The sequence below is a fragment of the Rhodococcus sp. AC861 genome, from assembly GCF_979256035.1.
The window spans coordinates 50,397-73,146 of record NZ_CEEDMW010000005.1; the positions used below are offsets into that span (position 1 = coordinate 50,397).

The 22,750-nt window shown below is 66.5% G+C and carries 27 protein-coding genes and 1 tRNA gene; 8 read left to right on the plus strand and 20 right to left on the minus strand.

All coding sequences use genetic code 11. The features are described from left to right. The 3 genes from AC0IX4_RS16490 to AC0IX4_RS16500 are packed head-to-tail and all read left to right on the plus strand — an operon-like array spanning position 1 to position 2,817. Positions 1-993 carry a branched-chain amino acid ABC transporter permease gene (locus AC0IX4_RS16490; RefSeq protein ID WP_042573310.1) on the plus strand — a complete coding sequence of 331 codons (993 nt, stop codon included), beginning with the start codon at positions 1-3 and terminating at the stop codon, positions 991-993. Next, positions 983-1,996 carry an ABC transporter ATP-binding protein gene (locus AC0IX4_RS16495; RefSeq protein ID WP_042573309.1) on the plus strand — a complete coding sequence of 338 codons (1,014 nt, stop codon included), beginning with the start codon at positions 983-985 and terminating at the stop codon, positions 1,994-1,996. The genes AC0IX4_RS16490 and AC0IX4_RS16495 overlap by 11 nt, the downstream gene beginning before the upstream one ends. Continuing rightward, positions 1,993-2,817, plus strand: coding sequence for an ABC transporter ATP-binding protein (locus AC0IX4_RS16500; protein ID WP_042573308.1), 825 nt, complete (start codon positions 1,993-1,995; stop codon positions 2,815-2,817). The genes AC0IX4_RS16495 and AC0IX4_RS16500 overlap by 4 nt, the downstream gene beginning before the upstream one ends. Positions 2,818-3,137: 320 nt before the next feature. Here AC0IX4_RS16500 and AC0IX4_RS16505 read toward each other — a convergent pair whose 3' ends face one another. Both AC0IX4_RS16505 and AC0IX4_RS16510 read right to left on the minus strand, forming a co-directional pair. Further along, complete coding sequence (locus AC0IX4_RS16505; protein WP_042573306.1) at positions 3,138-4,481, minus strand: ABC transporter substrate-binding protein; 1,344 nt, start codon at positions 4,479-4,481, stop codon at positions 3,138-3,140. Positions 4,482-4,670: 189 nt separating this feature from the next. Continuing rightward, positions 4,671-5,276, minus strand: a complete 606-nt coding sequence (locus AC0IX4_RS16510; RefSeq protein ID WP_042573305.1) for an ANTAR domain-containing response regulator — start codon at positions 5,274-5,276, stop codon at positions 4,671-4,673. A 148-nt stretch (positions 5,277-5,424) separates the two neighbouring features. Between AC0IX4_RS16510 and AC0IX4_RS16515 the strand changes: the two genes are divergently transcribed. After that, positions 5,425-5,501, plus strand: a tRNA-Leu gene (locus tag AC0IX4_RS16515). A gap of 11 nt (positions 5,502-5,512) precedes the next feature. On the opposite strand, the gene AC0IX4_RS16520 is transcribed toward AC0IX4_RS16515, so the two are convergent. Beyond that, positions 5,513-5,890, minus strand: coding sequence for a hypothetical protein (locus AC0IX4_RS16520; protein WP_471829988.1), 378 nt, complete (start codon positions 5,888-5,890; stop codon positions 5,513-5,515). 72 nt (positions 5,891-5,962) lie between these two features. Here AC0IX4_RS16520 and AC0IX4_RS16525 point away from each other — a divergent pair, with 72 nt between their 5' ends. From AC0IX4_RS16525 to AC0IX4_RS16535, 3 genes are read left to right on the plus strand one after another with little or no spacing between them, the layout of a single operon-like run. Further along, entirely contained in the window at positions 5,963-6,409 is a 447-nt protein-coding gene (locus AC0IX4_RS16525; protein ID WP_471829990.1) for an anthrone oxygenase family protein, read from the plus strand. Continuing rightward, a complete protein-coding gene (locus AC0IX4_RS16530; RefSeq protein ID WP_471829992.1) occupies positions 6,406-6,903 on the plus strand; it encodes a DNA-deoxyinosine glycosylase in 498 nt (165 codons plus the stop codon). Before AC0IX4_RS16525 ends, AC0IX4_RS16530 begins: the two co-directional genes overlap by 4 nt. Next, positions 6,900-7,559 carry a YoaK family protein gene (locus tag AC0IX4_RS16535; RefSeq protein WP_082518267.1) on the plus strand — a complete coding sequence of 220 codons (660 nt, stop codon included), beginning with the start codon at positions 6,900-6,902 and terminating at the stop codon, positions 7,557-7,559. Before AC0IX4_RS16530 ends, AC0IX4_RS16535 begins: the two co-directional genes overlap by 4 nt. A gap of 16 nt (positions 7,560-7,575) precedes the next feature. Here the strand turns inward: AC0IX4_RS16535 and AC0IX4_RS16540 are convergent, their stop codons facing one another. The 10 genes from AC0IX4_RS16540 to AC0IX4_RS16585 all read right to left on the minus strand — a co-directional run bounded on the left by AC0IX4_RS16540 (position 7,576) and on the right by AC0IX4_RS16585 (position 17,846). Beyond that, positions 7,576-7,953, minus strand: a complete 378-nt coding sequence (locus tag AC0IX4_RS16540) for a helix-turn-helix domain-containing protein (RefSeq protein WP_052493121.1) — start codon at positions 7,951-7,953, stop codon at positions 7,576-7,578. A 351-nt stretch (positions 7,954-8,304) separates the two neighbouring features. Next, complete coding sequence (locus tag AC0IX4_RS16545; RefSeq protein ID WP_042573413.1) at positions 8,305-9,207, minus strand: acyl-CoA thioesterase; 903 nt, start codon at positions 9,205-9,207, stop codon at positions 8,305-8,307. Positions 9,208-9,240: 33 nt separating this feature from the next. After that, positions 9,241-10,659: a pyruvate kinase gene (pyk, locus tag AC0IX4_RS16550; protein ID WP_042573300.1), complete on the minus strand. Its 1,419-nt coding sequence runs from the start codon at positions 10,657-10,659 to the stop codon at positions 9,241-9,243. A 99-nt stretch (positions 10,660-10,758) separates the two neighbouring features. Beyond that, positions 10,759-11,541: a TM2 domain-containing protein gene (locus AC0IX4_RS16555; protein WP_471829994.1), complete on the minus strand. Its 783-nt coding sequence runs from the start codon at positions 11,539-11,541 to the stop codon at positions 10,759-10,761. Continuing rightward, entirely contained in the window at positions 11,528-12,556 is a 1,029-nt protein-coding gene (gene lgt / locus AC0IX4_RS16560) for a prolipoprotein diacylglyceryl transferase (RefSeq protein WP_471829995.1), read from the minus strand. Before lgt ends, AC0IX4_RS16555 begins: the two co-directional genes overlap by 14 nt. After that, positions 12,553-13,356, minus strand: coding sequence for a tryptophan synthase subunit alpha (gene trpA, locus AC0IX4_RS16565; protein ID WP_042573411.1), 804 nt, complete (start codon positions 13,354-13,356; stop codon positions 12,553-12,555). Before trpA ends, lgt begins: the two co-directional genes overlap by 4 nt. A gap of 23 nt (positions 13,357-13,379) precedes the next feature. Next, positions 13,380-14,639 (minus strand): tryptophan synthase subunit beta, encoded by a 1,260-nt coding sequence (gene trpB / locus AC0IX4_RS16570; RefSeq protein ID WP_231568594.1) that lies wholly within the window; start codon positions 14,637-14,639, stop codon positions 13,380-13,382. A gap of 51 nt (positions 14,640-14,690) precedes the next feature. Further along, positions 14,691-15,500, minus strand: a complete 810-nt coding sequence (gene trpC / locus AC0IX4_RS16575; RefSeq protein WP_042573297.1) for an indole-3-glycerol phosphate synthase TrpC — start codon at positions 15,498-15,500, stop codon at positions 14,691-14,693. 112 nt (positions 15,501-15,612) lie between these two features. After that, positions 15,613-16,278 carry a TIGR02234 family membrane protein gene (locus tag AC0IX4_RS16580; protein ID WP_471829996.1) on the minus strand — a complete coding sequence of 222 codons (666 nt, stop codon included), beginning with the start codon at positions 16,276-16,278 and terminating at the stop codon, positions 15,613-15,615. Beyond that, positions 16,275-17,846: an anthranilate synthase component I gene (locus AC0IX4_RS16585; protein WP_042573295.1), complete on the minus strand. Its 1,572-nt coding sequence runs from the start codon at positions 17,844-17,846 to the stop codon at positions 16,275-16,277. The genes AC0IX4_RS16580 and AC0IX4_RS16585 overlap by 4 nt, the downstream gene beginning before the upstream one ends. Positions 17,847-17,993: 147 nt before the next feature. On the opposite strand from AC0IX4_RS16585, the gene AC0IX4_RS16590 reads away from it, so the two are divergent. Further along, positions 17,994-18,491 (plus strand): MarR family winged helix-turn-helix transcriptional regulator, encoded by a 498-nt coding sequence (locus AC0IX4_RS16590; protein ID WP_042573294.1) that lies wholly within the window; start codon positions 17,994-17,996, stop codon positions 18,489-18,491. Here AC0IX4_RS16590 and hisI read toward each other — a convergent pair. The 7 genes from hisI to hisB are packed head-to-tail and all read right to left on the minus strand — an operon-like array spanning position 18,488 to position 22,744. Beyond that, the gene (hisI, locus tag AC0IX4_RS16595) at positions 18,488-18,844 is read right to left on the minus strand and encodes a phosphoribosyl-AMP cyclohydrolase (protein WP_042573293.1); all 357 of its coding nucleotides are present in this window, start codon (positions 18,842-18,844) and stop codon (positions 18,488-18,490) included. The two genes, AC0IX4_RS16590 and hisI, sit on opposite strands and share 4 nt — an antisense overlap. Then, positions 18,841-19,614: an imidazole glycerol phosphate synthase subunit HisF gene (hisF, locus tag AC0IX4_RS16600; RefSeq protein ID WP_042573292.1), complete on the minus strand. Its 774-nt coding sequence runs from the start codon at positions 19,612-19,614 to the stop codon at positions 18,841-18,843. Before hisF ends, hisI begins: the two co-directional genes overlap by 4 nt. Then, entirely contained in the window at positions 19,611-20,450 is an 840-nt protein-coding gene (locus AC0IX4_RS16605) for an inositol monophosphatase family protein (RefSeq protein WP_042573291.1), read from the minus strand. The genes hisF and AC0IX4_RS16605 overlap by 4 nt, the downstream gene beginning before the upstream one ends. Further along, entirely contained in the window at positions 20,447-21,199 is a 753-nt protein-coding gene (gene priA / locus AC0IX4_RS16610) for a bifunctional 1-(5-phosphoribosyl)-5-((5-phosphoribosylamino)methylideneamino)imidazole-4-carboxamide isomerase/phosphoribosylanthranilate isomerase PriA (RefSeq protein WP_042573410.1), read from the minus strand. The genes AC0IX4_RS16605 and priA overlap by 4 nt, the downstream gene beginning before the upstream one ends. Before the next feature lie 53 nt (positions 21,200-21,252). Continuing rightward, positions 21,253-21,501: a hypothetical protein gene (locus AC0IX4_RS16615; RefSeq protein WP_056069057.1), complete on the minus strand. Its 249-nt coding sequence runs from the start codon at positions 21,499-21,501 to the stop codon at positions 21,253-21,255. Next, positions 21,498-22,130, minus strand: a complete 633-nt coding sequence (gene hisH, locus AC0IX4_RS16620) for an imidazole glycerol phosphate synthase subunit HisH (protein WP_042573289.1) — start codon at positions 22,128-22,130, stop codon at positions 21,498-21,500. Before hisH ends, AC0IX4_RS16615 begins: the two co-directional genes overlap by 4 nt. After that, positions 22,127-22,744 carry an imidazoleglycerol-phosphate dehydratase HisB gene (gene hisB, locus AC0IX4_RS16625; protein ID WP_042573409.1) on the minus strand — a complete coding sequence of 206 codons (618 nt, stop codon included), beginning with the start codon at positions 22,742-22,744 and terminating at the stop codon, positions 22,127-22,129. Before hisB ends, hisH begins: the two co-directional genes overlap by 4 nt. Positions 22,745-22,750: the final 6 nt, after the last annotated feature.

Consider the following 22,750-nt stretch of genomic DNA (forward strand, 5'->3'; position numbering starts at 1 on the left):
ATGGATATCGTCGGAGCAATTCAGGTATCGCTCGCCCAGCTCGTCGGGCCGTCAGCGATCTTCTACGCACTTCTCGCCATCGGCCTCAACCTGCACTTCGGCTACGCCGGACTGCTCAACTTCGGACAGATCGGCTTCGCACTCCTCGGTGGGTACGGCGTCGGCATCATGACCATCACCTACGAGCAGCCGTTGTGGCTCGGCATCATCGTCGGACTGGCCGCCGCAGGGTTGTTGGCTCTGGTTCTCGGCATCCCGACGCTGCGACTACGAGCCGACTATCTGGCCATCGTCACGATCGCGGCGTCCGAGATCCTGAGGCTCGTCTTCCGATCCACCGCGTCCAACGGTGTCACCGGATCGACCAACGGCCTCTTCGGCTTCGCCGATCCGTTCACCAATCTCAGCCCGTTCGACTCGGGCAAGCAGTACTCGTTCGCCGGCGTGAAGTTCTACGGCGACGACCTGTGGGCGATGGTCGTCGGGTGGTCGCTCGTGATCATCCTGTGCGGCCTCGTCTATCTGCTCACCCACAGCCCGTGGGGACGCGTGCTCAAGGCGGTGCGTGAGGACGAGGATGCTGCGCGTTCGCTCGGCAAGAACGTCTTCGTCTACAAGATGCAGGCACTGGTTCTCGGCGGTGTCATCGGCGGCATGGGCGGCGTGTTCAACGCCCTCCAGACCAAGTCGATCAACCCCGACTTCTACTCGACCGCGCAGACCTTCTTCGCCTTCGGAGCACTGATCCTGGGCGGCGCCGCCACGGTGTTCGGACCGGTCGTCGGAGCCATGCTGTTCTGGTTCCTGCTCTCGATCCCCGACGTCCTGCTGCGTCAGGCTGCCGCAGGCCCCGACCCGTTCATCCCCATGACCGAACAGCAGGTCGGCGCAACACGATTCGTTCTCCTCGGCATCCTCATCGCGGTGCTGATGATCTTCCGCCCGCAAGGACTGCTGGGCAACAAGCGGGAGGTACAGCTCGATGCCAAGTAACACCATCGCGGCACGCAAGCCGCTCTCCGCGGAGGTGCGCGCCGCGCTCTTCGCGGACGTCGCCAACACACCCGGCGTCGCCAAGCCCGACCCGACCATGGTCGTCGACGGTGTCTCCCGCACGTTCGGTGGCCTCAAGGCTGTCGACGTGGCGCACCTCGAGATCCAGCGTGGGTGCATCACCGGTCTGATCGGCCCGAACGGCGCCGGCAAGACGACCCTGTTCAACCTGCTCACCGGCTTCGATCAGCCGGACACCGGCACCTGGTCCATGGACGGCAAGTCGCTCGGCAAGATGACACCCCACCAGGTGGCACGCCACGGAGTGGTGCGCACCTTCCAGCTGACGAAGGCACTGTCCAAACTGACTGTGCTGGACAACGTCCGCCTCGGCGCCACGGGCCAGAAGGGTGAGCGGATCTTCAACACGCTCATGCCGTGGACGTGGAAGGCGCAGGAACGGGAAGTCACCGAACGAGCCAATGATCTGCTGGCACGATTCAAGCTCGATGCCAAGGCCGACGACCTCGCGGGGTCGCTGTCCGGCGGTCAGCGCAAGCTGCTCGAGATGGCACGCGCACTGATGACCGATCCGGCGGTGGTCATGCTCGACGAGCCCATGGCGGGTGTGAATCCGGCTCTGACGCAGAGCCTTCTGGGCCACATCAAGTCGCTGCGCGACGACGGCATGACCGTCGTCTTCGTCGAGCACGACATGGACGTCATCCGCGACATCAGCGACTGGGTCGTCGTCATGGCTCAGGGCAGTGTCATCGCGGAGTCCGCACCGGCACAGCTGGCGGACAACGAGGCCGTCGTCGACGCCTACCTCGGAAGTCACCACGACCAGGCCCTCGAGTTCGACGCCGACGGCAACCCCGTGGGAGCCACCGCAGAGCTGGCGGAGGCGCTCGAGCAGGCCGAGGTGCAGACCCTGGAAGCGGGCGGCGACCTCTCCGAGGCCGAGCCCGAGATCGCGCTGGACAAGAGGACCACGACATGACCGAATCCGGAGCAACCACATCCGGGGAAACCGGGCTCACCGCAGCGGAATTCGCGGCGACACCGGACGAACACCGCCGCCTGGCCACCGACGCGCTCGTGCGCGCCGACGACCTGGTGGCCGGGTACATCCCTGGCGTCAACATCCTGAAGGACTGCAACTTCTACCTGAACGACGGCGAGATCGTCGGCATCATCGGACCGAACGGTGCCGGCAAGTCGACACTGCTCAAAGCGCTGTTCGGGCTCATCCCCATCCGCAGCGGCGCGGTCACCCTGCGCGGAGACAACATCACGTCCGCCGAAGCGCATGTGCTGGTGACCAAGGGCGTCGGCTACGTTCCGCAGACGCAGAACGTGTTCCCCTCGCTCACTATCGAGGAGAACCTCGAGATGGGGATCTATCTGCGGCCGAAAAAGTTCCAGGAGCGGTTCGATTTCGTCAGCGAACTGTTCCCGCTGCTCTCCGAGCGTCGCAAGATCAAGGCGGGCGCACTGTCCGGCGGTGAACGCCAGATGGTGGCCATGGGCCGCGCCCTGATGATGGAACCGTCCGTGCTGCTGCTCGACGAGCCGTCGGCGGGCCTGTCCCCTATGTTCCAGGACGAGGTATTCATCCGCTGCAAGAAGATCAACGCGGCGGGTGTCTCGATCATCATGGTCGAGCAGAACGCCCGTCGATGCCTGCAGATCTGCGACCGCGGTTACGTTCTCGATCAGGGCAAGAACGCGTACACCGACACGGGTACGAATCTGATGAACGACCCCAAGGTCATCGAGCTCTACCTCGGCACGCTCGCGGGGAGCAAAGAGAAGAAGTAGTACCCGCACACCGACAGGGGCGCTCCGAGTTCACTCGGGGCGCCCCTCTCGTTGTCTGCGCCCCCTCGGCGAGTACGTCCATAGTGTCGTCGACACAGCTCGATTCACGGCGTTATGGACGTACTCGCGGCCGATGCACTCTGCGCACGGCGCCGAACAGGTGCTAGCGGGTTCCCGCAACGGTTCCGGCAACCTGCAGCGGCTGCAACCGTTGCACGTTGCCGGAACCGTTGCAGGTGGCGATCGTCGGGAGGCGAGCCCCGCGACAACAGAACGGGCCCGACTCCAGTGGAGTCGGGCCCGTTCGGGGTTACTGCAGATCAGCCGCCGACGACGATGTAGTCCTCGGTGGTGAGCTTGTTGTCAGGTCCGAAGACCAGCTTGCCGTACGAACCGACAGCAGGCTCGCCGCCGTCGGTGAAGCTGAGCTGACCGGTGACACCGTCGTAGTCGATGTCGGTTCCGGCCTTGACCAGCGGCAGGCACTCCTGGAAGGTGGTGCACTTCGTTCCGTCCTTGGTGACGGAGTTGATGTTCGCCGCGATGTCGACGCCGGCCGTGGACTTGGCCTGCTCGGCAGCGAGAGCGGAGATCACGACTGCGTCGTAGGACTCACCGGCGTAGTTGAAGTCGACCAGTGCCGGGTTGACGGCCTTGAGTCGATCCTGGAAGCCCGCACCCACGTCGGTGAGCGGGGTGGTTCCACGCATGGTGTCGAGCAGTCCTGCGCCGACGGCCTCGCCGAGCGCGTTGCCCATGTTGCCGTCGACACCGTAGACAGCAGTGCCGTCCGACGGTCCGATGCCGATCTCGTGCATACGGGTGATGATCTTCGCCGACTCCTCGAAGCCGATGATGGCGACCGCGTCAGGGTTGAAGTTCTTCACCTGGTCGACCTCGGCGTTGAACGACTGCGCGTTGGGGTCGTAGATGATCTTCTGGATCTGATCGGAGGCGACGCCGGCGTCCTCGAGGTTGGTGACCGTGTTGCTGGCCAGACCGGTGCCGTACGGGTCGTTCAGCGCGAGGATGGACACACGCTGTCCGCCGTCCTCGGAGATGAGCTGCGAGAGGGCCTGCGCCTGAAGCACATCGGTCGGGGCGGTACGGAAGTACTGACCCTTGTCCGGGTAGCAGACGAATTGGTCCGAGGTGTTGGCCGGCGAGATCTGGACGACGCCTGCGCTGGCGATCTTGTCGATGACCTTGAGGGACACCGAGGACGATGCCGCACCGAGGATGACGCTGGCACCGGCCGCGAGCTCGCGGTCGACGGTGCTGTTCGCGGTGTCGGTGGTGGTGTCGCCCGAGTCGCCGGGGATGAGTTCCATCGGCTGGCTCAGGACGCCGCCGGCGCCGTTGATGTCGTTGACGGCCAGCTGGACGCCGGCGACCTCGGGCGGTCCGAGGAAGGCCAGGCTGCCGGTCTCCGGAAGAAGTGTGCCGAGCTTGAGGGGGGTGGTCACCGGTGTCGCGCCGGCAGTTGCCTGTTCGGGCGTGCAGTCGGTGCTCACGGTTGCTTCCGCCGAAGCGGATGCGGAAGATCCGCCGGCAGCACTGCTCTCGCTGCCGGAACTCGAATCGTCGCTCGAGGAACAGCCGAACAGGGCGAGCGAGGCGACGCTCACCACTGCAGCCGTCCGAACGATGGTTCGTCTTGCCATCTGTCGTCTCCTAGAAATATGTGCGTCACGCACCCGATACCGCGACGCTCGTGAAGGAGAACCTATCGTTCCGGGACCGTTCGCGACCTCTGGAACAAGCCCTGTGACCTTACTGTGACGTGTTGGCAGCGAGTTTTAACGTGGCCGTAGCCTGGCACAGTCGTCACGGCCGGTTCGTGCCCCGGAATCTCACGAAGCGGGCGTATTTCCCAGCGTTTCGATGACCACGGCAGCAACCGCTTTCATGGTCGTGCGGCGGTCCATCGCGGCACGTTGGATCCACGTGAACGCGTCCGGCTCCGACAACGACTGCGACGTCATCAACAGGCCCTTCGCGCGCTCGATCAGCTTGCGGGTGTCCAGACGATCGGTGAGATCCGCGATCTCCGTCTCGAGGGCGGAGATCTCCGTGAACCGACTGGCGGCAAGTTCCACGGCCGGCACCAGGTCGGCCTTGGTGAAGGGTTTGACCAGATACGCCATCGCGCCGGCATCTCGTGCTCTCTCGACCAGCTCACGCTGACTGAACGCCGTCAGGATCACCACGGGCGCCAACCGGGCGGCCGCGATTTCCGACGCGGCGTCGATGCCGTCACGACGCGGCATCTTCACGTCCATGATCACCAGATCGGGCAGCAGAGCGCGCACCAGATCGACGGCTTCCTGTCCGTCGGCCGCTTCACCGACGACGTCGTAGCCCTCTTCGCGCAGCATCTCGACCAGGTCCAGGCGGATCAACGACTCGTCCTCCGCCACGACCACGCGCTTCGCCGCCGGAGCAACCGGTGTGTTCATCGTGGACTCGTCCTCTTCTACTCACTGGCGGTTCTTCCCACCCCTCGAACACGGCCGCCCCGCAGGGCACCGTCAGGGTACCGGTGCACCGGCGTCGGCACCGATCTTCTACACTCGGTGACCGCACCATTCGCCGAGCGAGTGGTCCGCCCTCGTATCCCAATTGGCAGAGGAAACGGATTCAAAACCCGTGCAGTGTGAGTTCGAGTCTCACCGAGGGCACCACGTTTCACACGTCAGGTCATCGACCGAACATCCAGCGACAGAGCGAATCCCACGTCGTCGCGTCCTGTCGTCAGCCGCACGACATGCCTCCCGATGCGTCGACAGGTGAACGAGATCGGGAATGCGACCGCCTGCTGCTCGCCGTCGATGCGGCCGCTGACGGGCAACTCGAACACGTGGAGCGGCTCGTCGTCTCCGTCCGTGATCTGCACCTGCAGGCGACCGCCGTCGGCGTCGTCCGGGCCGCGCTGCAGGAGCACCACCAGATACGCCTCGACGGGCTGTTCCAACGACGGAAGGACGCACCAGTCCCAGATTCCTCCGAGGACGTCGAGCTTCTGGTCCGACTGCCTCGCGTAGTCCGCGAAGAATGCACTCGTGACGATCAACGGCCGGTCCTTTCCCTGCGAGCGACATGCGTCTGATTCGATGGCAGGACTGCCGCACAGAAAGGGTCCGCCGTGACCGCTCTCCTGATCGTCGCGGGACTCGGATCCGCCCTGGTGTCGGGGATTTTCCTGGCGTTCTCCCTCGCCGTGATGCCGGCACTGGCATCACAGCCCGCGTCGTCGGCCGCCGCGGTGATGAACCGCATCAACGTGGTCATCGTCGCTCCCCTCTTCATGGTTCTCCTGTTCGGCACCGCGATAGCCACCGTCGCTGCCGCCGTGACGGCTCTCCTCGAGCCTGGCATACCCGCATCGCTCGTCGTGCTCGCAGCGGTCCTCTACGTCGGTGGATGCGTCGGTGTGACCGTCGTCGTCAACGTGCCTCTGAACAACCGCCTCGCTGCGCGCGACGACGTCTGGCCCGAATTCCTGATCCGGTGGACGCGGTGGAACCACGTCCGCGTTCTCGCCGGGGTCGCGTCGTCGATCCTGCTGCTCGCCGCCGGGGTGGCGCAGTGACCGTCGTCCACAGTTTCGCGCCCCTCGTGGGCGCGAGTCCGCACACCCTCCTTCTCGGATCCATGCCGGGCGTGGCCTCGCTGCGCGCGGGGCAGTATTACGCACATCCGCGAAATGCGTTCTGGCCGATTATGGCTCAGCTCGTGGATTTCCGCGCCGACGATCCTTACGACGACCGCGTCGCGGCACTCACCGCGTCCGGTATCGCCGTGTGGGATGTTCTCGAACTCTGTACGCGGGAGGGAAGTCTGGACTCCGCCATCGACGCCGACACCGCCGTGGCGAACGATCTCTCAGGCTTCGTCACCGATCATCCGACCGTCCGACGAATCTTCCTCAACGGTGCCGCCGCCGAGAAGCTCTTCCTCCGACATGTCCGGTTGCCCCGCGCCGTGACGTGCCGGCGGCTCCCCTCGACGAGCCCGGCGCACGCGTCGTCGACACTGGCCGAGAAGACCGAGGCGTGGCGCGTGGTCGTGGAGGTGTCCCCGTGACCACCACGTCCACCAGCCTGCGATTCGCTCTCATCGTGACGGCTGCGAGCGGCTTCCTCGACGCGTACACCTTCGTCTCCCGTGGTGGCGTGTTCGCCAACGCGCAGACCGGCAACGTCATCTTCCTGGCCATCGAGCTCTCGCGTACACAGTGGAGCGCGGCCGCCGATCACCTCTGGCCTCTTCTGGCGTTCGTCGTCGGAGTGGTGATCGCGAACGTCATCAAGTCCGGGCGAGCCGAACGCCACGTGCATCGGCCGATCCGATGGTCTGTCGCAGCTCAGGCCGCGATCCTCGCGGTCGTCGGTTTCGTCCCCGACACCGTTCCGAACGCGCTGGTCACCGTCCCCATTGCGTTCATCGCATCCCTGCAGTTCGCGCTGTTCCGCACGATCGGCGACCTCAACTTCATCGCCGTGGCGATGACCGGCAACCTCATGCGGTTCACCGACGCAGGCTTCGCCGCCCTCGTCGACCGTGATCCCGCCGGCAGGCGTGCCGTTCGCGTCTACAGCGCCGTCATCGCCGTCTTCGCGCTCGGTGCGCTCGCGGGCGCGGCGGCCACGGAAACGATCGGCGTGCGGGCAGCATGGATTCCCGCAGCAGTTCTGGCCGCCACGCTGATCATCTTCCTGATCGACGAGCGCGCGGAGTAGGACCGACGACGGTCCGTCAGTGCACGGTGTGATGCGACATGTCGACCGCGACGACGTCCTCGTGCGACGGCCGATCGACCAGGCGTCGACGGATGGCTGTCACCAGTTCCTCGTCCGTCAACGCCGCGGCGCTGGCAGCGAGTTCGATTCTGGCGTCGACCTCGTGCGGCGCCAGATACCGTGCGACCACCAGCGCCTCGACCGGATTACGGCCGAAGTGCCGCGCGACAGCGATGACGCGATCGGCACTCGGCGTGTTCTTCCCCAACTTCCATCTCGAGACCGACGCGGGATCCACCCCTGCTGCCCGCGCGATCTCTACTTGTGATGCTCTGTCTGTGACGCGGTTCAAGTACTCCCACCACGTCTCCCCCACCCCGGACGTCTCACCCATGGCGCGAACACTACTGACATCGACGCAACTCGAGCCAGAGTGTGTCGATTGCCGCGGCGCTATTGCGTGTGTACCTTTCGTGTCGTGCGCGCAACGAGCGCGACACGATCGATCACTGGGGGGTAATCGATGGCGAATCTCGCGCTGGATCGTGACGGCTTGGAACGACTACGTCGCTACGCGGAGATCACGACGGACGGACAGTTGGCGGAACGGATCGGGGTCGATCCCGCCACCGTCTCCCGCATTCTCAGCGGAAAATGCTTGCCCGGAACAAAATTCATCGCCGGTGTACTCGCGGAATTCGGACGTGACTGCTTCGCCGACATATTCGTCATCGTCGCCGACGACTCACCGCGTCGGAAAATGGCGGATCAGACCTTCCTGAACAACCGTCGCCACCAATTCACCACTGCGAGAGAAGAATCGACCCGTCGCCAATCCCCGTGAGCCGGCGGCTACCGGGGATTCGGTGGCGTAGAGCATCCACTCGTCGAACCGGAAGGGTCGATGGAACCAGATCGAGTGGTTGACCGTGGCCGCGACGATGCGATCCAGTCCCCAGGACAATCCGTGCGTCGTGATGATGGAGTCGAGCACAGTCGTGTCCGACGCGTACCCCATCGTCGCGACGTGCAGGTTCGGATCGTCCGGCAACGGTCCGTCGGCCTTCATCCACACGCGATTGTGGTTCAGGCGTTCCCCCGTGCCTTTCATGATCCAGGCCGGATCATTGGCGTAGCGCATGTCGATGGGTTTCAACGCGTCGACGAACATCTTCAGTCGGTCTTCGTATCCGTCGAAGTGATTGCCCAGCGGTGGAAGCAGTTCCGGGTAATCGACCTCCGGCAACTCCACGCTGTGCTCGAGTCCCCCGCGAGCGTCCTGGAACGCGGCCAGCATCACGAACAGCTCTTCGCCGTCCTGGTACGCCGTGACCTGACGGTTCGCGAAGGCTCGGCCGTCCCGGTGCCGATCGACCCGATACTCGATGTCGCGCTTGACATCTCCTCCGCGCACGAAATGAGCATTGATCGCGTGAACAGGTCTGCCGCCGGACACCGTCCGACCCGCGGCGATCAAACCCTGTGCCACCAACTGTCCGCCGAACGTCCTACTACCGACCTCCGCCGGATGACGCCCGACGAACGTGTCCTCGCCCGTATCGGTCAGATCCAGAATGTCCAACAACACGCTCAGGTCGCGTGAGCGCCCTGTCGTGACAGTCGGCGCGTCCCCCCGACGCTCCGACAGGTCGTCTCCGACCGTCCCCCCCGCTTCGGTCACTTACCGGTCCTCTTCTCCGATTCGATGCACGTGGATCAAGTTGGTGGAGCCTACAGTGCCGGGAGGAGCACCGGCGACGATGACGACCTGGTCACCGCGGTTGTACCGATCGAGCTCGAGCAACGACTTGTCCACCTCGCGCACCATCCCGTCCGTGGTGTCGACGAAGGGAACGAGGAACGTCTCCGTTCCCCACGTCAGCGCCAGCTGGCTGCGGACCTCGGGGATGGACGTGAAAGCGAGCAGAGGCAGGCGCGAATGTAGACGAGCCATACGCCGAACGGTGTCACCGGACTGCGTGAACGCGACCAGGGCGCGCGCGTCCAGACGCTCGCCGATGTCGCGCGCCGCATAGGAGATGACGCCGCGCTTGGTACGGGGGGTGTGTGTGAGGGCGGGAACTGCATCACCCTCCATCTCGACGGTCTCGACGATGCGGGCCATGGTGCGCACCGTCTCCATCACGAACTTGCCGACGGAGGTCTCACCGGACAGCATCACCGCGTCGGTACCGTCGAGCACCGCGTTCGCGACGTCGGATGCCTCCGCGCGGGTGGGGCGGGAGTTCTCGATCATCGACTCGAGCATCTGCGTGGCGACGATGACCGGCTTGGCGTTGGCGCGCGCGATCTGGATGGCGCGCTTCTGCACCAGCGGCACCTGCTCGAGCGGGAGCTCCACGCCGAGGTCACCGCGAGCGACCATCACCGCGTCGAATGCGAGAACGATGGCTTCGAGGTTGTCGACTGCTTCGGGCTTCTCGATCTTCGCGATGACTGGCACTCGACGGCCGACTCGATCCATGATCGCGTGCACGAGCTCGATGTCCGCCGGAGACCGCACGAAGGACAGTGCGATGAAGTCGACGCCCAGCGCGAGGGCGAACTCCAGATCCTCGGTGTCCTTCTCGGACATGGCGGGAACGGAGACGTCCATACCGGGGAGCGAGACACCCTTGTTGTTGCTGACGGGGCCACCCTCGGTCACGCGACAGAGAACATCGTTGCCCTCGACATCGGTGACGACGAGACCGACCTTGCCGTCGTCCACGAGCAGGCGATCGCCCGGCTTCGCGTCCTGCGCAAGCTCTTTGTAGGTGGTGGACACCCTGTCGTGGGTGCCTTCGCACTCCTCGACGGTGATGCGGATCAGCTCGCCGTTGGCCCAGGTGGTCTTGCCCTCCTTGAAGCGGCCGAGGCGGATCTTCGGACCCTGGAGGTCGGCGAGGATGCCGACGGCTTTGCCGGTGGCGTTGGACGCCGCCCGCACTCGCGTGTAGTTCGCTTCGTGATCGGGGTAGTCACCGTGGCTGAAATTGAGTCGAGCGACATCCATTCCGCTCTCGACGAGCTCCCTGATCTTCTCGTCGGTGGCTGTCGCTGGTCCCAGAGTGCATACGATCTTCGTCCGTCGGGTCACACGGGCAAGCCTAGTCCCCGCGACACCCGATTCCTATCGAAGTGGCGGCGCTATGTCCTGACAATCGGGCTACTGGCGAGTAGTTAACCAGCCGGTCGTTCAGGGTTTGAGCAACCGGCCCTCACCGTCGCGGACCTTGCTCGCGAGCATGATGATTCCGTCGATCAGGCACCACAACCACACCGCCGCGTACAGCGGGAGACCGATGATCGCGCCGATCAGCGTGATGGTCAGAAGCACGCTCACCGCGAAGAGGACCACCTGGGCCACAGCGATCGCCGTGGTCCCGATGTAGAACCGGCCGACAGCGATGGGCAGACCGAACAGTAGGGGCGCGAGCTGCAGGATGCCCGCCGTCACCTTGGACTTGTCGCCGTACGGCTCGCCCGTCGCCATGTCCCGCCCGAACGGCGCGGAGGGATCCACGCCGTAGCCCGGACCGCCGAAGTTGTTGTGCGCGTACGGATTCTGACCGTAGGGTGGTTGCTGACCGTACTGAGGCGGCTGCCCGTATTGGGGCTGGCCGAACTGGGGCTGACCGTACTGGGGCTGGCCGAACTGGGGCTGACCGTACTGGGGCTGACCGTACTGGGGCACCTGGCCGTAGGGAGTCTCGGCGGACGGCGCCGCCCATGTGCTCGCCTCGGGCTCCCGGTTCCACGAGCCGTATTCGCCCACCGGGTAACCGAACGCGGCCGTGTCGCCGGCGGACGGTTCCGGGAACGTGCCGGGCGACGGATACGACGGGTACGCGCCGGCGCCCGGACCCTCGCCGAAACTGGCGTTGGTGTTCCAGCCGGGTCCGGAGCTCGACTCGGTGCCGGACGTGTCGGGATTCGCCGCAGGCTTCTTCGTCAGGTCGGGCTTCTCAGGATCGGTCACGTCCCTCGTCCTCGCTCGTCGACAGCACCTTGTCGTCAGCGGCCTTCTCGTCGACGGTCTTCTCGTCGGCAACCGCGTCGTCCCCGGCCTTGTCGTCGGCAACCGTGTCGTCGGCAACCGTGTCGTCGGCGGTCTCGTTCTCGGTCCGCGTCGACAACGACGCGGGATCCTCGCGGCCCTTCGGTGCCAGCACCACGTAGGCCAGCGCCAACAGGAACACGATTCCGGACGTGAACGAGTTGACCCGGATGCCACCGATCAACGTGGCGAAGTCGCTGCGCATCAGTTCCACGACGAATCGTCCCGCACAGTAGCCCGCCACGTACAGGGCGAAGATGCGACCGTGACCTAGTCGGAACCGGCGGTCGATCAGCACGATCAGAACCACGATGACGATGTTCCACAGCAGTTCGTACAGGAACGTCGGATGGACGACGCGTTCGACGACGCCGGTCGAGACACCACCGAGTGTGTCGACGCGACCGTTGGCATCGACACGTTCGTAGATCTCGAGACCCCACGGGAGGGTGGTCTCGCGGCCGTACAGCTCCTGGTTGAAGTAGTTGCCGATACGACCGATCGCCTGGGCGAGCAGGATGCCGGGCGCCACGGCATCGCCGAACGCCGGCAGCGGGATTCCCCGGCGCCGGCACGCGATCCACGCACCGACACCACCGAGGAACACCGCTCCCCAGATGCCGAGCCCGCCCTGCCAGATCTTCAGCGCATCGACGGGGTTGCCGCCCTCGCCGAAGTACGTGGGTGCGTCGGTGATGACGTGATAGAGCCGGCCACCGATGAGCCCGAACGGTACGGCCCACACGGCGACGTCGAGGACTGTTCCCTTGTCGCCACCGCGAGCGACCCATCGCCTGTCTCCCCAGACGATCGCGATGACGATGCCGACGATGATGAAGAACGCGTAGGCGCGCAGAGCGAGTGGACCGACGTACCAGACTCCCTGAGGCGGACTGGGCAGGTATGCCAGAACCGCGGTGCTCGACGCGAGGGTCACGAGGCCGCCTCGGCGGACCGCACGCCCTCGGCGAGTTCCGCCGTCAACGCGGACACCGCGGAGATACCGGAGTCGACGGCCGTGACCAGAGCGGATCCGACGATGACAGCGTCGGCGTAGGCAGCGATCTCCGCCGCCTGCGCACCGGAACGCACGCCGAGGCCGATGCCGATGGGGATGTCGGAATGCACGCGGATGCGCGAGACCAGCTCGGGCGCGGCCGACGACACGGCGTCGCGGGCTCCGGTGACACCCATCGTCGACGCGGCGTAGACGAATCCGCTGCTCGACTGGACGGTGCGCGAGAGCCGTTCCTCGGTCGAGGACGGCGCGACCAGGAAGATGCGGTCGAGGTGATTGTCGTCGGAGGCCTGCAACCAGTCGCCTGCCTCGTCGGGGATGAGATCGGGCGTGATCATGCCGAGGCCACCGGCCGACGCCAGGTCGGCCGCGAACGCGGACACGCCGTACTTCATGACGGGGTTCCAGTAGGTCATGACGACGGCCTTGCCACCGGCGTCGGCGATGGCCTCGACGACCGTGAACACGTCGCGCACACGGGCACCGTTCTCGAGCGCTCGACCTGCCGCTGCCGCGATGGTGGGCCCGTCCATGACGGGATCGGAGTACGGGACACCGACTTCGATGATGTCGCAACCACTCTCGACCAGCGCGCGGACTGCCTCGATCGATTCCGGGACGGTGGGAAAGCCTGCGGGCAGGTAGCCGACCAGCGCGGCGCGCTTCTCACCACGCGTGGTCTCGAAGACCGATGCGAGCCGTGACGGACCCGAATTCACGGGGATCGGGGTGGGTGTGACGCTCACTTGATCTTGCCCTTCTCGTCCAGGATCCCGAACCACTTCGCTGCGGTGTCGACGTCCTTGTCTCCACGTCCGGACAGATTGACCAGGATCACGGCGCCCTCGCCCAGTTCCCGGCCCAGCTTCACCGCGCCGGCGATCGCGTGCGCCGACTCGATCGCGGGGATGATGCCCTCGGTCTTGCTCAGCAGCGTGAACGCTTCCATCGCCTCGGTGTCGGTGATGGGCCGGTACTCGGCGCGCCCGATGTCGTTGAGGTACGAGTGCTCCGGTCCCACGCCGGGGTAGTCCAGACCCGCGGAGATCGAGTGCGAGTCGATCGTCTGTCCGTCGGCGTCCTGCAGCAGGTACGAGAACGCACCGTGCAGGGCACCGGGCGATCCTGCCCCGATGGTGGCGGCGTGACGGCCCGTCTCGATGCCGTCGCCGGCAGCTTCGTATCCGATGAGGCGCACGGCCGGGTCGTCGATGAACGCGTGGAAGATGCCGATGGCGTTCGATCCGCCGCCGACACACGCCGCGACGGCGTCGGGAAGCCGACCGATGCTGTTCATCAGCTGAGCGCGAGCCTCCATGCCGATGATGCGCTGGAAGTCGCGCACCATCATCGGGAAGGGGTGCGGTCCGGCGACGGTACCGAAGCAGTAGTACGTGGCGTCCGCGTTGGTGACCCAGTCACGGAGCGCTTCGTTGATGGCGTCCTTGAGAGTCCGCGATCCCGAGGTGACCGGGACGACGTCGGAGCCGAGGAGCTTCATCCGCGCGACGTTGAGCGCCTGGCGCTCGGTGTCGACCTCACCCATGTAGACGAGGCACTCGAGTCCGAGAAGTGCGCAGGCAGTGGCGGTGGCGACACCGTGCTGGCCGGCTCCGGTCTCGGCGATGACGCGGGTCTTACCCATCCGCTTCGCGAGGAGCACCTGTCCGAGCACATTGTTGATCTTGTGCGAACCGGTGTGGTTGAGGTCCTCGCGCTTGAGCAGGATGCGAGCGCCGCCGGCGTGCGTCGACAGATTCGCGGCCTCGAACACCGGGGACGGACGTCCGGTGTAGTCGCGCTGCAGACGGTCGAGCTCGTCCAGGAAAGTGCGGTCCCCGCGTGCCTTCGCGTACTCGGTGGTGACTTCTTCGATGACGCCCATGAGCGCCTCGGGAACGTATCGGCCACCGTACTTACCGAAATGCCCGCCGAGGTCCGGGTCGTGAGACGTGCGATCGGTGATGCCGTCGCTCGAGTTCGGAATATGGCTGGTAGTCACACCAAGAGTCTGCCCGATGACGCGTTGCGCCGACGAGCCGGGTGGAACTGCTCAGCGAGCCGGTTTCGGGCACGACGGGTGCGTTCCGGCGGCCACCAGATCACGCACGGCGGAGCGAGGGTCGCCACTGGTGACCAATCCCTCGCCGACGAGCACGGCGTCCGCACCCGCGCCGGCGTAGGCCAGGAGGTCGGCGGTGCCGCGGACACCGGACTCGGCGACGCGGATGATGTTCGACGGCAGGCCGGGAGCGATCCGCGAGAACGTGTCGGGGTCGACTTCCAACGTCTTCAGGTTGCGGGCGTTGACACCGATGATCTTCGCGCCGGCTTCGAGGGCCCGGTCCGCCTCTTCCTCGGTGTGCACCTCGACGAGGGGCGTCATACCGAGCGATTCGGTGCGGTCCAGCAACGACGCCAACGCGTCCTGTTCGAGGGCCGCGACGATGAGCAGGATCATGTCCGCACCGTGCGCTCGCGCCTCGTGGATCTGGTACGGCCCGACGATGAAGTCCTTGCGCAGCACCGGGATGCTGACCGCGCGGCGCACCGCATCGAGGTCGTCGAGCGAACCGCGGAACCGACGCTCCTCGGTCAGCACACTGATCACACGAGCGCCGCCTGCTTCGTAGGCGCCGGCGAGGACAGCGGGGTCCGGGATGTCTGCGAGCGCGCCCTTCGACGGGCTGGCGCGCTTGACCTCGGCGATGACGGCGATACCGGGCTCGATGAGCGCTGCGGCGGCATCGAGTGCAGGCCGAGCAGCGGCAGCGGCCTTCTTGACGGAGGCGAAATCGACGACGGATTCGCGTGCGAGTGCATCCGCACGTACTCCGTCGAGGATCGAATCGAGAACGGTCATCGGAGCCCCCGCGTCCTTTCGAAGTGCAGTCGATGTCGTCGGAGACACCGCGGTGGATGTGTGGCGCTTGTCATCCGTTCGCTCAGAGTAGAGGCCGGACGGACAAGACCGACTAGCGGGTCTCACCGTTCTCCGATCGCCCCTCGCCGGAGCGTCGTTCACGATCGAGCGTGGGGTCCAGGCCCGAGTCGAGCGCATCCCAGATGGCACGTTCACTCGGTTCCTCCGCGGGGTCGTCGGGATCGGCCAGCACTGTCTGCTCGGCGCGATCGCGTCGGACGGCGGGACTGTCGTAACGGTCGGACAACCCGCGGGTCGAGCGGGCGGACCGGGCGACGGTCACCGCGGCGGCAAGAGCGAGAAGCGCTCCGAGAAACGCCAACGCCGCGGGTGCCCTGTTCGCCTCCGCGGAGATCACCTCGGCCCGGCCCGGCAGTTCCGCGAGAGACCCGGCACGGTCCGCGGTGGCACCCGAGAGAAGCAGCTGCACCGACGGGATCGCCGCAGCCACCGCCACCAGCGTGATCAGCCCCGCCAGCACGACGGTCCATCGGCCACGGATGGCGAACAGAGCCGCTACGGCGGCGATGGCTGCGATGGCCAACGGCGTCGTGGCCGCCGCCCATGTCCCACCCACCAGACGGGTGGTCTGCTGCTCCCCCAGTCCGTCGGAGCTGATCACCGTCACCCACGTCATGCGGGACGACGCCCACAGCGCCAGAGCCGCGAGGGCGAGCAGAACCGCGGAGATACCGACGGTGGAACGGCCGCCTCTCACCGACCTGCCCCGAACGTCGTCACCGTCTCGGCCGCGGCCACCGCACCGAGTACGGCCATGGCCTTGTTTCGGGCCTCCGTGTCCTCGTACTCGGCGACCGAATCGGCCACGACCCCGGCGCCCGCCTGGACGTAGGCGGTTCCGTCCTTGATCAGTGCGGAGCGGATGCAGATGGCGGTGTCGGCGTCGCCGTCGAAGTCGAGGTATCCGACGATCCCTCCGTACACACCCCGGCGAGTGGGCTCGAGTTCCTCGATCAGTTCCATCGCTCGGACCTTGGGCGCGCCGGACAGCGTGCCCGCGGGGAAGCACGCGCGCACGGCGTCGAGCGCGTGCTTGCCCTCGTCGAGCCGGCCCGTCACCGTCGACACCAGGTGCATGACGTGGCTGTAGCGCTCGACGTGGCGGTACTCGGTCACCTTCACCGTGCCCGGCTCGCACACGCGGCCCAGATCGTTGCGCCCGAGGTCGACGAGCATGAGGTGTTCCGAGTTCTCCTTCTCGTCCACCAGCAGGTCCTTCTCGAGCAGGATGTCGTCCTCCTCGGTGGCGCCGCGCCAGCGAGTACCCGCGATGGGATGTGTCGTGGCGACGCCGTCGGCGACGGTGACCAACGACTCCGGGCTGGAGCCGACGATGGAGAAGGCGGTCTCGCCGTCGGGGCCCGGTACGTGCATCAGGTACATGTACGGGCTGGGATTCGACGCCCGCAGCATGCGGTAGACGTCCAACGGAGTGGCGTCGGTGTCCATCTCGAAACGTTGCGACAGCACCACCTGGAACGCCTCGCCGGCCTCGATCTCCTCCACGAGACGGCGCACGTCGGCCCCGAATCCTTCGGAGGTGCGCTGACGGCGGAACTGCGGTGCCGGCCGCGAGTACGACGCGACGGTGGAGTCGGCCGGCGAGGACAGGGCCGCGGTCATCCGATCGAGCCGGGCGACGGCGTCGTCGTACGCCTCGTCCACCCGGTTGTCGGTGCCGTCCCAGTTGACCGCGTTGGCGATCAGGGTGATCGCGCCCTCGTGATGATCGACGGCTGCCAGGTCGGTGGCCAGCAGCATGACCATCTCGGGGATCTGCAGATCGTCCTCGGTCAGCTCGGGGAGACGCTCGATGTGGCGGACGGCGTCGTACCCGAGATAGCCGACCATCCCACCGGTCAACGGCGGCAGGTTCGGCAGACGCTCCGAGCGCAGCAGTTCGATCGTCGCGCCCAGGGCGTCGAGTGGATGACCACCCGACGGTGCACCCGCGGGAGTCTCGCCCATCCAGGCCGCTTCACCGTCCACGACCGTCAACGCGCTGGGACTGCCCGCGCCGATGAACGACCAGCGCGACCACGAGCGGCCGTTCTCCGCCGACTCGAGCAGGAACGTTCCCGGCTTGTCACCGCCCAGCTTGCGATAGGCCGACAGCGGAGTCTCGGAGTCTGCCAACACCTTCCGGATCACCGGGACTACTCGGTGCACCGCGGCGAGCTCGCGGAACTGCTCCCGGGTGGTAGTGCCGTCGCCGCCGGACCGCGTCGACGCACCGGACGCGGCCGTGTCCTTCTCAGCTTGCATGCGCCCCATCTTCCCGGGTACTTCAGGTGTGGCTCGCACGGGTGCGCCGACTCACCGGGCCTCCGCGCGGCGGAACGCAGCGTCGCGGTGGGAGACTCGAACGATCACCGACAGCGACGACGGCAGAACAGGACGATTTCGACAGCGATGGCTGATGCACAGGAACCACAGGCCACGCGATGGCTCACTCCCGAACAACAGGACGCCTGGCGGGCGCTGGTGGCATTCGTGACACGCCTGCCGGCGGCGCTGGACACCCAGCTCCAGCGCGACTCGGGTATGACGCACTTCGACTACTTCGTCCTCGCCACCCTGTCGGAGGCCCCCGACCGGCGCCTGCGTCTGCGAGACCTCGCCGACTTCTCCAATGCCTCGTTGTCGCGGCTCTCCCACGTGATGACGAAACTCGAGAAAGCCGGATGGGCGCGTCGGGAAAGCATCAGCGGTGGGCGCGGATCACACGCCGTGCTGACGGACGACGGGTACGCCAAGGTGATCGAGACCGCCCCGGGGCACGTATCGACCGTTCGGTCGCTGGTCTTCGACGGCCTCGACGACGATCAGGTCTCGGAACTGCTGGCACTTGGAACCGTGATGGTGACGAATCTCGACGCAGGAATCGCGCGCCAGACGAGTTCCGACTAGCTGTCGTCCCCGAGCAGCAGATCCGCGTCGAAGCACGTGTGGTCGCCGGTATGGCAGGCGCCGCCGGTCTGATCGACCGTCAGCAGCACGGTGTCGCCGTCGCAGTCGAGTCGCACCTCGTGCACGCGCTGCGCATGCCCGGACGACTCGCCCTTGACCCAGTACTCACGACGCGATCGGGACCAGTAGGTCCCCTTCCGCGTCTCGAGAGTCATCGCGAGAGCGGTGTCGTCCATCCAGGCGACCATCAGGACGTCTCCGGTCCCGCGTTCCTGTGCGACCGCACAGACCAGACCGTCGTCGTTGCGCTTGAGCCGCGACGCGATGGCGGGATCGAGAACGGGAGTACTCACCGGACCTCCACTCCGTCCGCGCGCAGGGCCGTCTTGACGTCACCGATCGTCATCTCACCGAAGTGGAAGACACTGGCTGCGAGGACGGCGTCGGCACCCGCTGCCACGGCTGGGGCGAAGTGCTCGACCGCGCCCGCTCCCCCGCTGGCGATCACCGGGACGTGCACCGCGCCGCGCACCGCCGTGATCATCGCGATGTCGAACCCGGCCTTCGTACCGTCAGCGTCCATCGAGTTCAGCAAGATTTCTCCGACGCCCAGTTCGGCGCCGCGGCGTGCCCACTCGACGGCGTCGACACCGGTACCGCGCCGACCACCGTGGGTCGTCACCTCCCAGCCGGACTCGGTGGGCTGCTCACCCTCGGGCACCGTCCGCGCATCGACCGACAGCACGATGCACTGCGACCCGAAACGAGAACTGAGCTCCCGCAACAACTCAGGCCGCGCCAGTGCAGCGGTGTTGATGGACACCTTGTCGGCGCCCGCGCGGAGCAACGTGTCCACGTCCTGCACCGTGCGGACTCCGCCGCCCACCGTGAGGGGAATGAAAACCTGCTCGGCGGTGCGGGTGACCACGTCGAGCATCGTCGCCCGGCCGCCCGACGACGCGGTGACGTCGAGGAACGTCAGTTCGTCGGCGCCTTCGGCGTCGTACTTCGCGGCGAGTTCCACCGGATCCCCCGCGTCGCGGAGGTCGGCGAAATTGACGCCCTTGACCACACGGCCGGCATCTACGTCCAGGCACGGGATGACACGGACCGCGACGCTCATCTACGGGCTCCTGACCGGGTATCGGGTGTGTACGACGCGGGATCACCGACATGCGCGAGGATGTTCAGAACTTCCTCGTGCACACCGGGCGCCGCGGCCAGGACCGAGGTCGACGCCGAGGTCCACTGCTCCCCGGCCAGATCCGTGACGACGCCGCCCGCTGCGCGCACCAGCATGGCTCCCGCCGCGTTGTCCCAGGCGTGGTGTCCGAACACGATCGACGCTCCGAGTGTTCCCGCCGCGGTGTACGCGAGGTCTAGACCCGTCGAGCCGTGCATGCGGATGCGCGAGGACACCCGACTGATGTCGGACAGCAGCTGGACTCGGTACGCCCCCGGCAGCCTGCCCCGACTGTCGATGTTGAAGGCACCGAAGCCCACGACCGACGACGAAAGGGACGTGGTCGACAGACGGGGCAACGCATCGCCGTCGCGGTACACCGGACCACCGTCGACAGCCCAGAAACGCTGTCCGATCAACGGCAGCCACGTCAGGCCGATGACCGGAGTGCCGTCGACCATCAGCGCGAGCAACGTTCCCGCCGTGGGCAATCCGTACGAGTAGTTGAAGGTGCCGTCGATGGGGTCGAGGACCCACACGGTTCCGGAGTCGACGGGCGGACCGCCGAATTCCTCGCCGTGGACGGGGATCTGCGTCTGCTCCTGCAACTCCTCGACCAGTCGGCGTTCCAGTTCGAGGTCGACGGCCGTCGCGAAGTCGTCCGGGCCCTTGGCGACAGCGCTGGGAGCGCCGGCGCCGGCGACGAACCGGTCGTGGATCCCGTCGAGCAGCCCGCGGGCGGTGCCGGCGAGGCTGTCGAGATCCAGATCGCTCACGGCGTCGACGGCGCGCTGTCCGCGACCGCTGCGAGGGCCTGCGGGAGCGTGAACTTGCCGGCGTAGAGCGCCTTGCCCACGATCGAGCCCTCGACACCCTTCGGCGTCAGGGACGCGATGGCCACCAGATCGTCCACGGTGGACACGCCACCGGAGGCGATGACGGGTGCGTCGGTGACGGCGCAGACCTGTTCGAGGAGTTCGAGATTGGGGCCGGTCAAGGTGCCGTCGCGCGTGACGTCGGTGACCACGTAGCGGGTGCAACCGTCGCGATCGAGGCGCTCGAGCACCTCCCAGAGGTCTCCCCCGTCGCTGACCCACCCACGGCCGCGGAGGCGGTGCTGTCCGTCGACGATGCGCACGTCGAGTCCCACGGCGACACGGTCTCCGTACTCGCCGATGGCCCGCTTGCACCATTCCGGATCCTCGAGCGCCGCGGTACCGAGGTTGACGCGCGCGCATCCGGTGGCCAGCGCCGCGCGCAGACTCTCGTCGTCGCGGATTCCTCCCGACAGCTCGACCTTCACGTCGAGTTCGCCGACGACGCCGGCGAGCAACTCACGGTTCGATCCGCGGCCGAAAGCGGCGTCGAGATCGACGAGGTGCACCCACTCGGCTCCGTCGTTCTGCCACGCGAGGGCGGCGTCACGGGGCGAGCCGTAGGAGGTCTCACTGCCGGCCTCTCCTTGGACGAGACGAACAGCTTGACCGTCGGCGACATCGACTGCGGGAAGAAGTACCAGGCTCACGTTCGACGAGGTTACCGGCACGATCGACGGCGCTGTGCGGCAGGGCAGGGCGGTCAGTCGCTGCGGTCGGCTTCGGCGTCGTCGGTACCCACCTCGTCGAAAGACCTGCGTAGGGATTGCTTGGACACGACGGATGCGACCGCGAACGTCAGGACGAGACCGACCGCGACGACGACGAGACCGAGCGGCCCGTCGGGGCTCATCGCCCACAGCGCCACCGTCGTGAGACCGAGCATCACCGTGGCCGCACCCAGCACGAGCGCGGCGTGCCGCCCGAAGGAGAAGTCGGGTAGCTCGCTCACGAGAGCGTACGAAGCCAGTTCTCGAGCAGCACCGCGCCCGCGTCGCCCGACTTCTCCGGGTGGAACTGCGTCGCCGACAGCGGACCGTTCTCGACGGCCGCGATGAAATCACCGCCGTGGTTCGCCCACGTGAGAACGGGCGCTGCCAGGGAGTCGCTCGGTTCCATCTCCCAGGTCTGGGCGCCGTAGGAGTGCACGAAGTAGAAGCGCGTGTCGGGGCTCATCCCGGCGAACAGGACCGAGTCCTCGCCGGGACGGACCGTGTTCCACCCCATGTGCGGCAGGACCTCGGCATGCAGTTTGTCGACCGTTCCGGGCCACTGGCCACAGCCCGTCGCGGGGATGTCGAACTCGACACCACGATCGAACATGATCTGCATACCGACACAGATGCCCAGCACGGGACGGCCACCGGCCAACCGCTTGTCGACGAGCTCGTCCCCGCGGACCGACAGCAGACCGTCCATGCAGGCGCCGAACGCGCCGACGCCCGGAACCACGAGCCCGTCGGCGGCGAGGGCGACGCGGTGGTCGGAGGTCACGGTCACATCGGCACCCACACGCTCGAGAGCCCGCTGTGCAGAGTGCAAATTCCCCGAACCGTAATCGAGCAGCGCTACCGAGCTCACAGACTTCCCTTCGTCGACGGCACACCCGTGACGCGAGGGTCCGGCTCGACGGCAGCGCGGAGAGCGCGCGCGACGGCCTTGTACTCGGCCTCGGTGACGTGGTGCTGGTCGCGCCCGTACAGCACCCGGACGTGCAGGGCGATGCGAGCGTTGGACGCGATGGATTCGAAGACGTGGCGGTTGATCACCGTCGAGTACGGCGCGCCCGGATATCCCGCGATGACGGCGTGCAGCATGTGCTCCGGTTCCCCGGTGTGCACGCAGTACGGGCGGCCGGACACGTCGACCGATGCGTGAGCCAACGTCTCGTCCATCGGAATGAACGCGTCACCGAAACGGCGAATTCCCTTCTTGTCGCCGAGTGCCTGGCCCAGCGCCTGGCCGAGGACGATAGCCGTGTCCTCGACCGTGTGATGTGCCTCGATCTCGATGTCGCCCTTCGCATGCACGGTCAGGTCGAAACTGGCGTGCGTTCCCAGCGCGGTCAGCATGTGGTCGAAGAACGGGACACCGGTGGAGACGTCCACGATCCCGGTGCCGTCGAGGTTGAGCTCCACCGTGATGGACGACTCCTTCGTCGTCCGCTCGATACGCGCGATGCGGTTCGGGGTCATGATGCT

What these genes read in the sequence shown, in the direction of transcription:
- AC0IX4_RS16490 (WP_042573310.1), top strand. Translation starts at nt 1, where the DNA reads ATGGATATCGTCGGAGCAATTCAGGTATCGCTCGCCCAGCTCGTCGGG.
- AC0IX4_RS16495 (WP_042573309.1), top strand. Translation starts at nt 983, where the DNA reads ATGCCAAGTAACACCATCGCGGCACGCAAGCCGCTCTCCGCGGAGGTG.
- AC0IX4_RS16500 (WP_042573308.1), top strand. Translation starts at nt 1,993, where the DNA reads ATGACCGAATCCGGAGCAACCACATCCGGGGAAACCGGGCTCACCGCA.
- AC0IX4_RS16505 (WP_042573306.1), bottom strand. Translation starts at nt 4,481, where the DNA reads ATGGCAAGACGAACCATCGTTCGGACGGCTGCAGTGGTGAGCGTCGCC.
- AC0IX4_RS16510 (WP_042573305.1), bottom strand. Translation starts at nt 5,276, where the DNA reads ATGAACACACCGGTTGCTCCGGCGGCGAAGCGCGTGGTCGTGGCGGAG.
- AC0IX4_RS16540 (WP_052493121.1), bottom strand. Translation starts at nt 7,953, where the DNA reads ATGGGTGAGACGTCCGGGGTGGGGGAGACGTGGTGGGAGTACTTGAAC.
- trpC (WP_042573297.1), bottom strand. Translation starts at nt 15,500, where the DNA reads ATGACCGTTCTCGATTCGATCCTCGACGGAGTACGTGCGGATGCACTC.
- AC0IX4_RS16585 (WP_042573295.1), bottom strand. Translation starts at nt 17,846, where the DNA reads ATGCAAGCTGAGAAGGACACGGCCGCGTCCGGTGCGTCGACGCGGTCC.
- AC0IX4_RS16590 (WP_042573294.1), top strand. Translation starts at nt 17,994, where the DNA reads ATGGCTGATGCACAGGAACCACAGGCCACGCGATGGCTCACTCCCGAA.
- hisF (WP_042573292.1), bottom strand. Translation starts at nt 19,614, where the DNA reads ATGAGCGTCGCGGTCCGTGTCATCCCGTGCCTGGACGTAGATGCCGGC.
- hisB (WP_042573409.1), bottom strand. Translation starts at nt 22,744, where the DNA reads ATGACCCCGAACCGCATCGCGCGTATCGAGCGGACGACGAAGGAGTCG.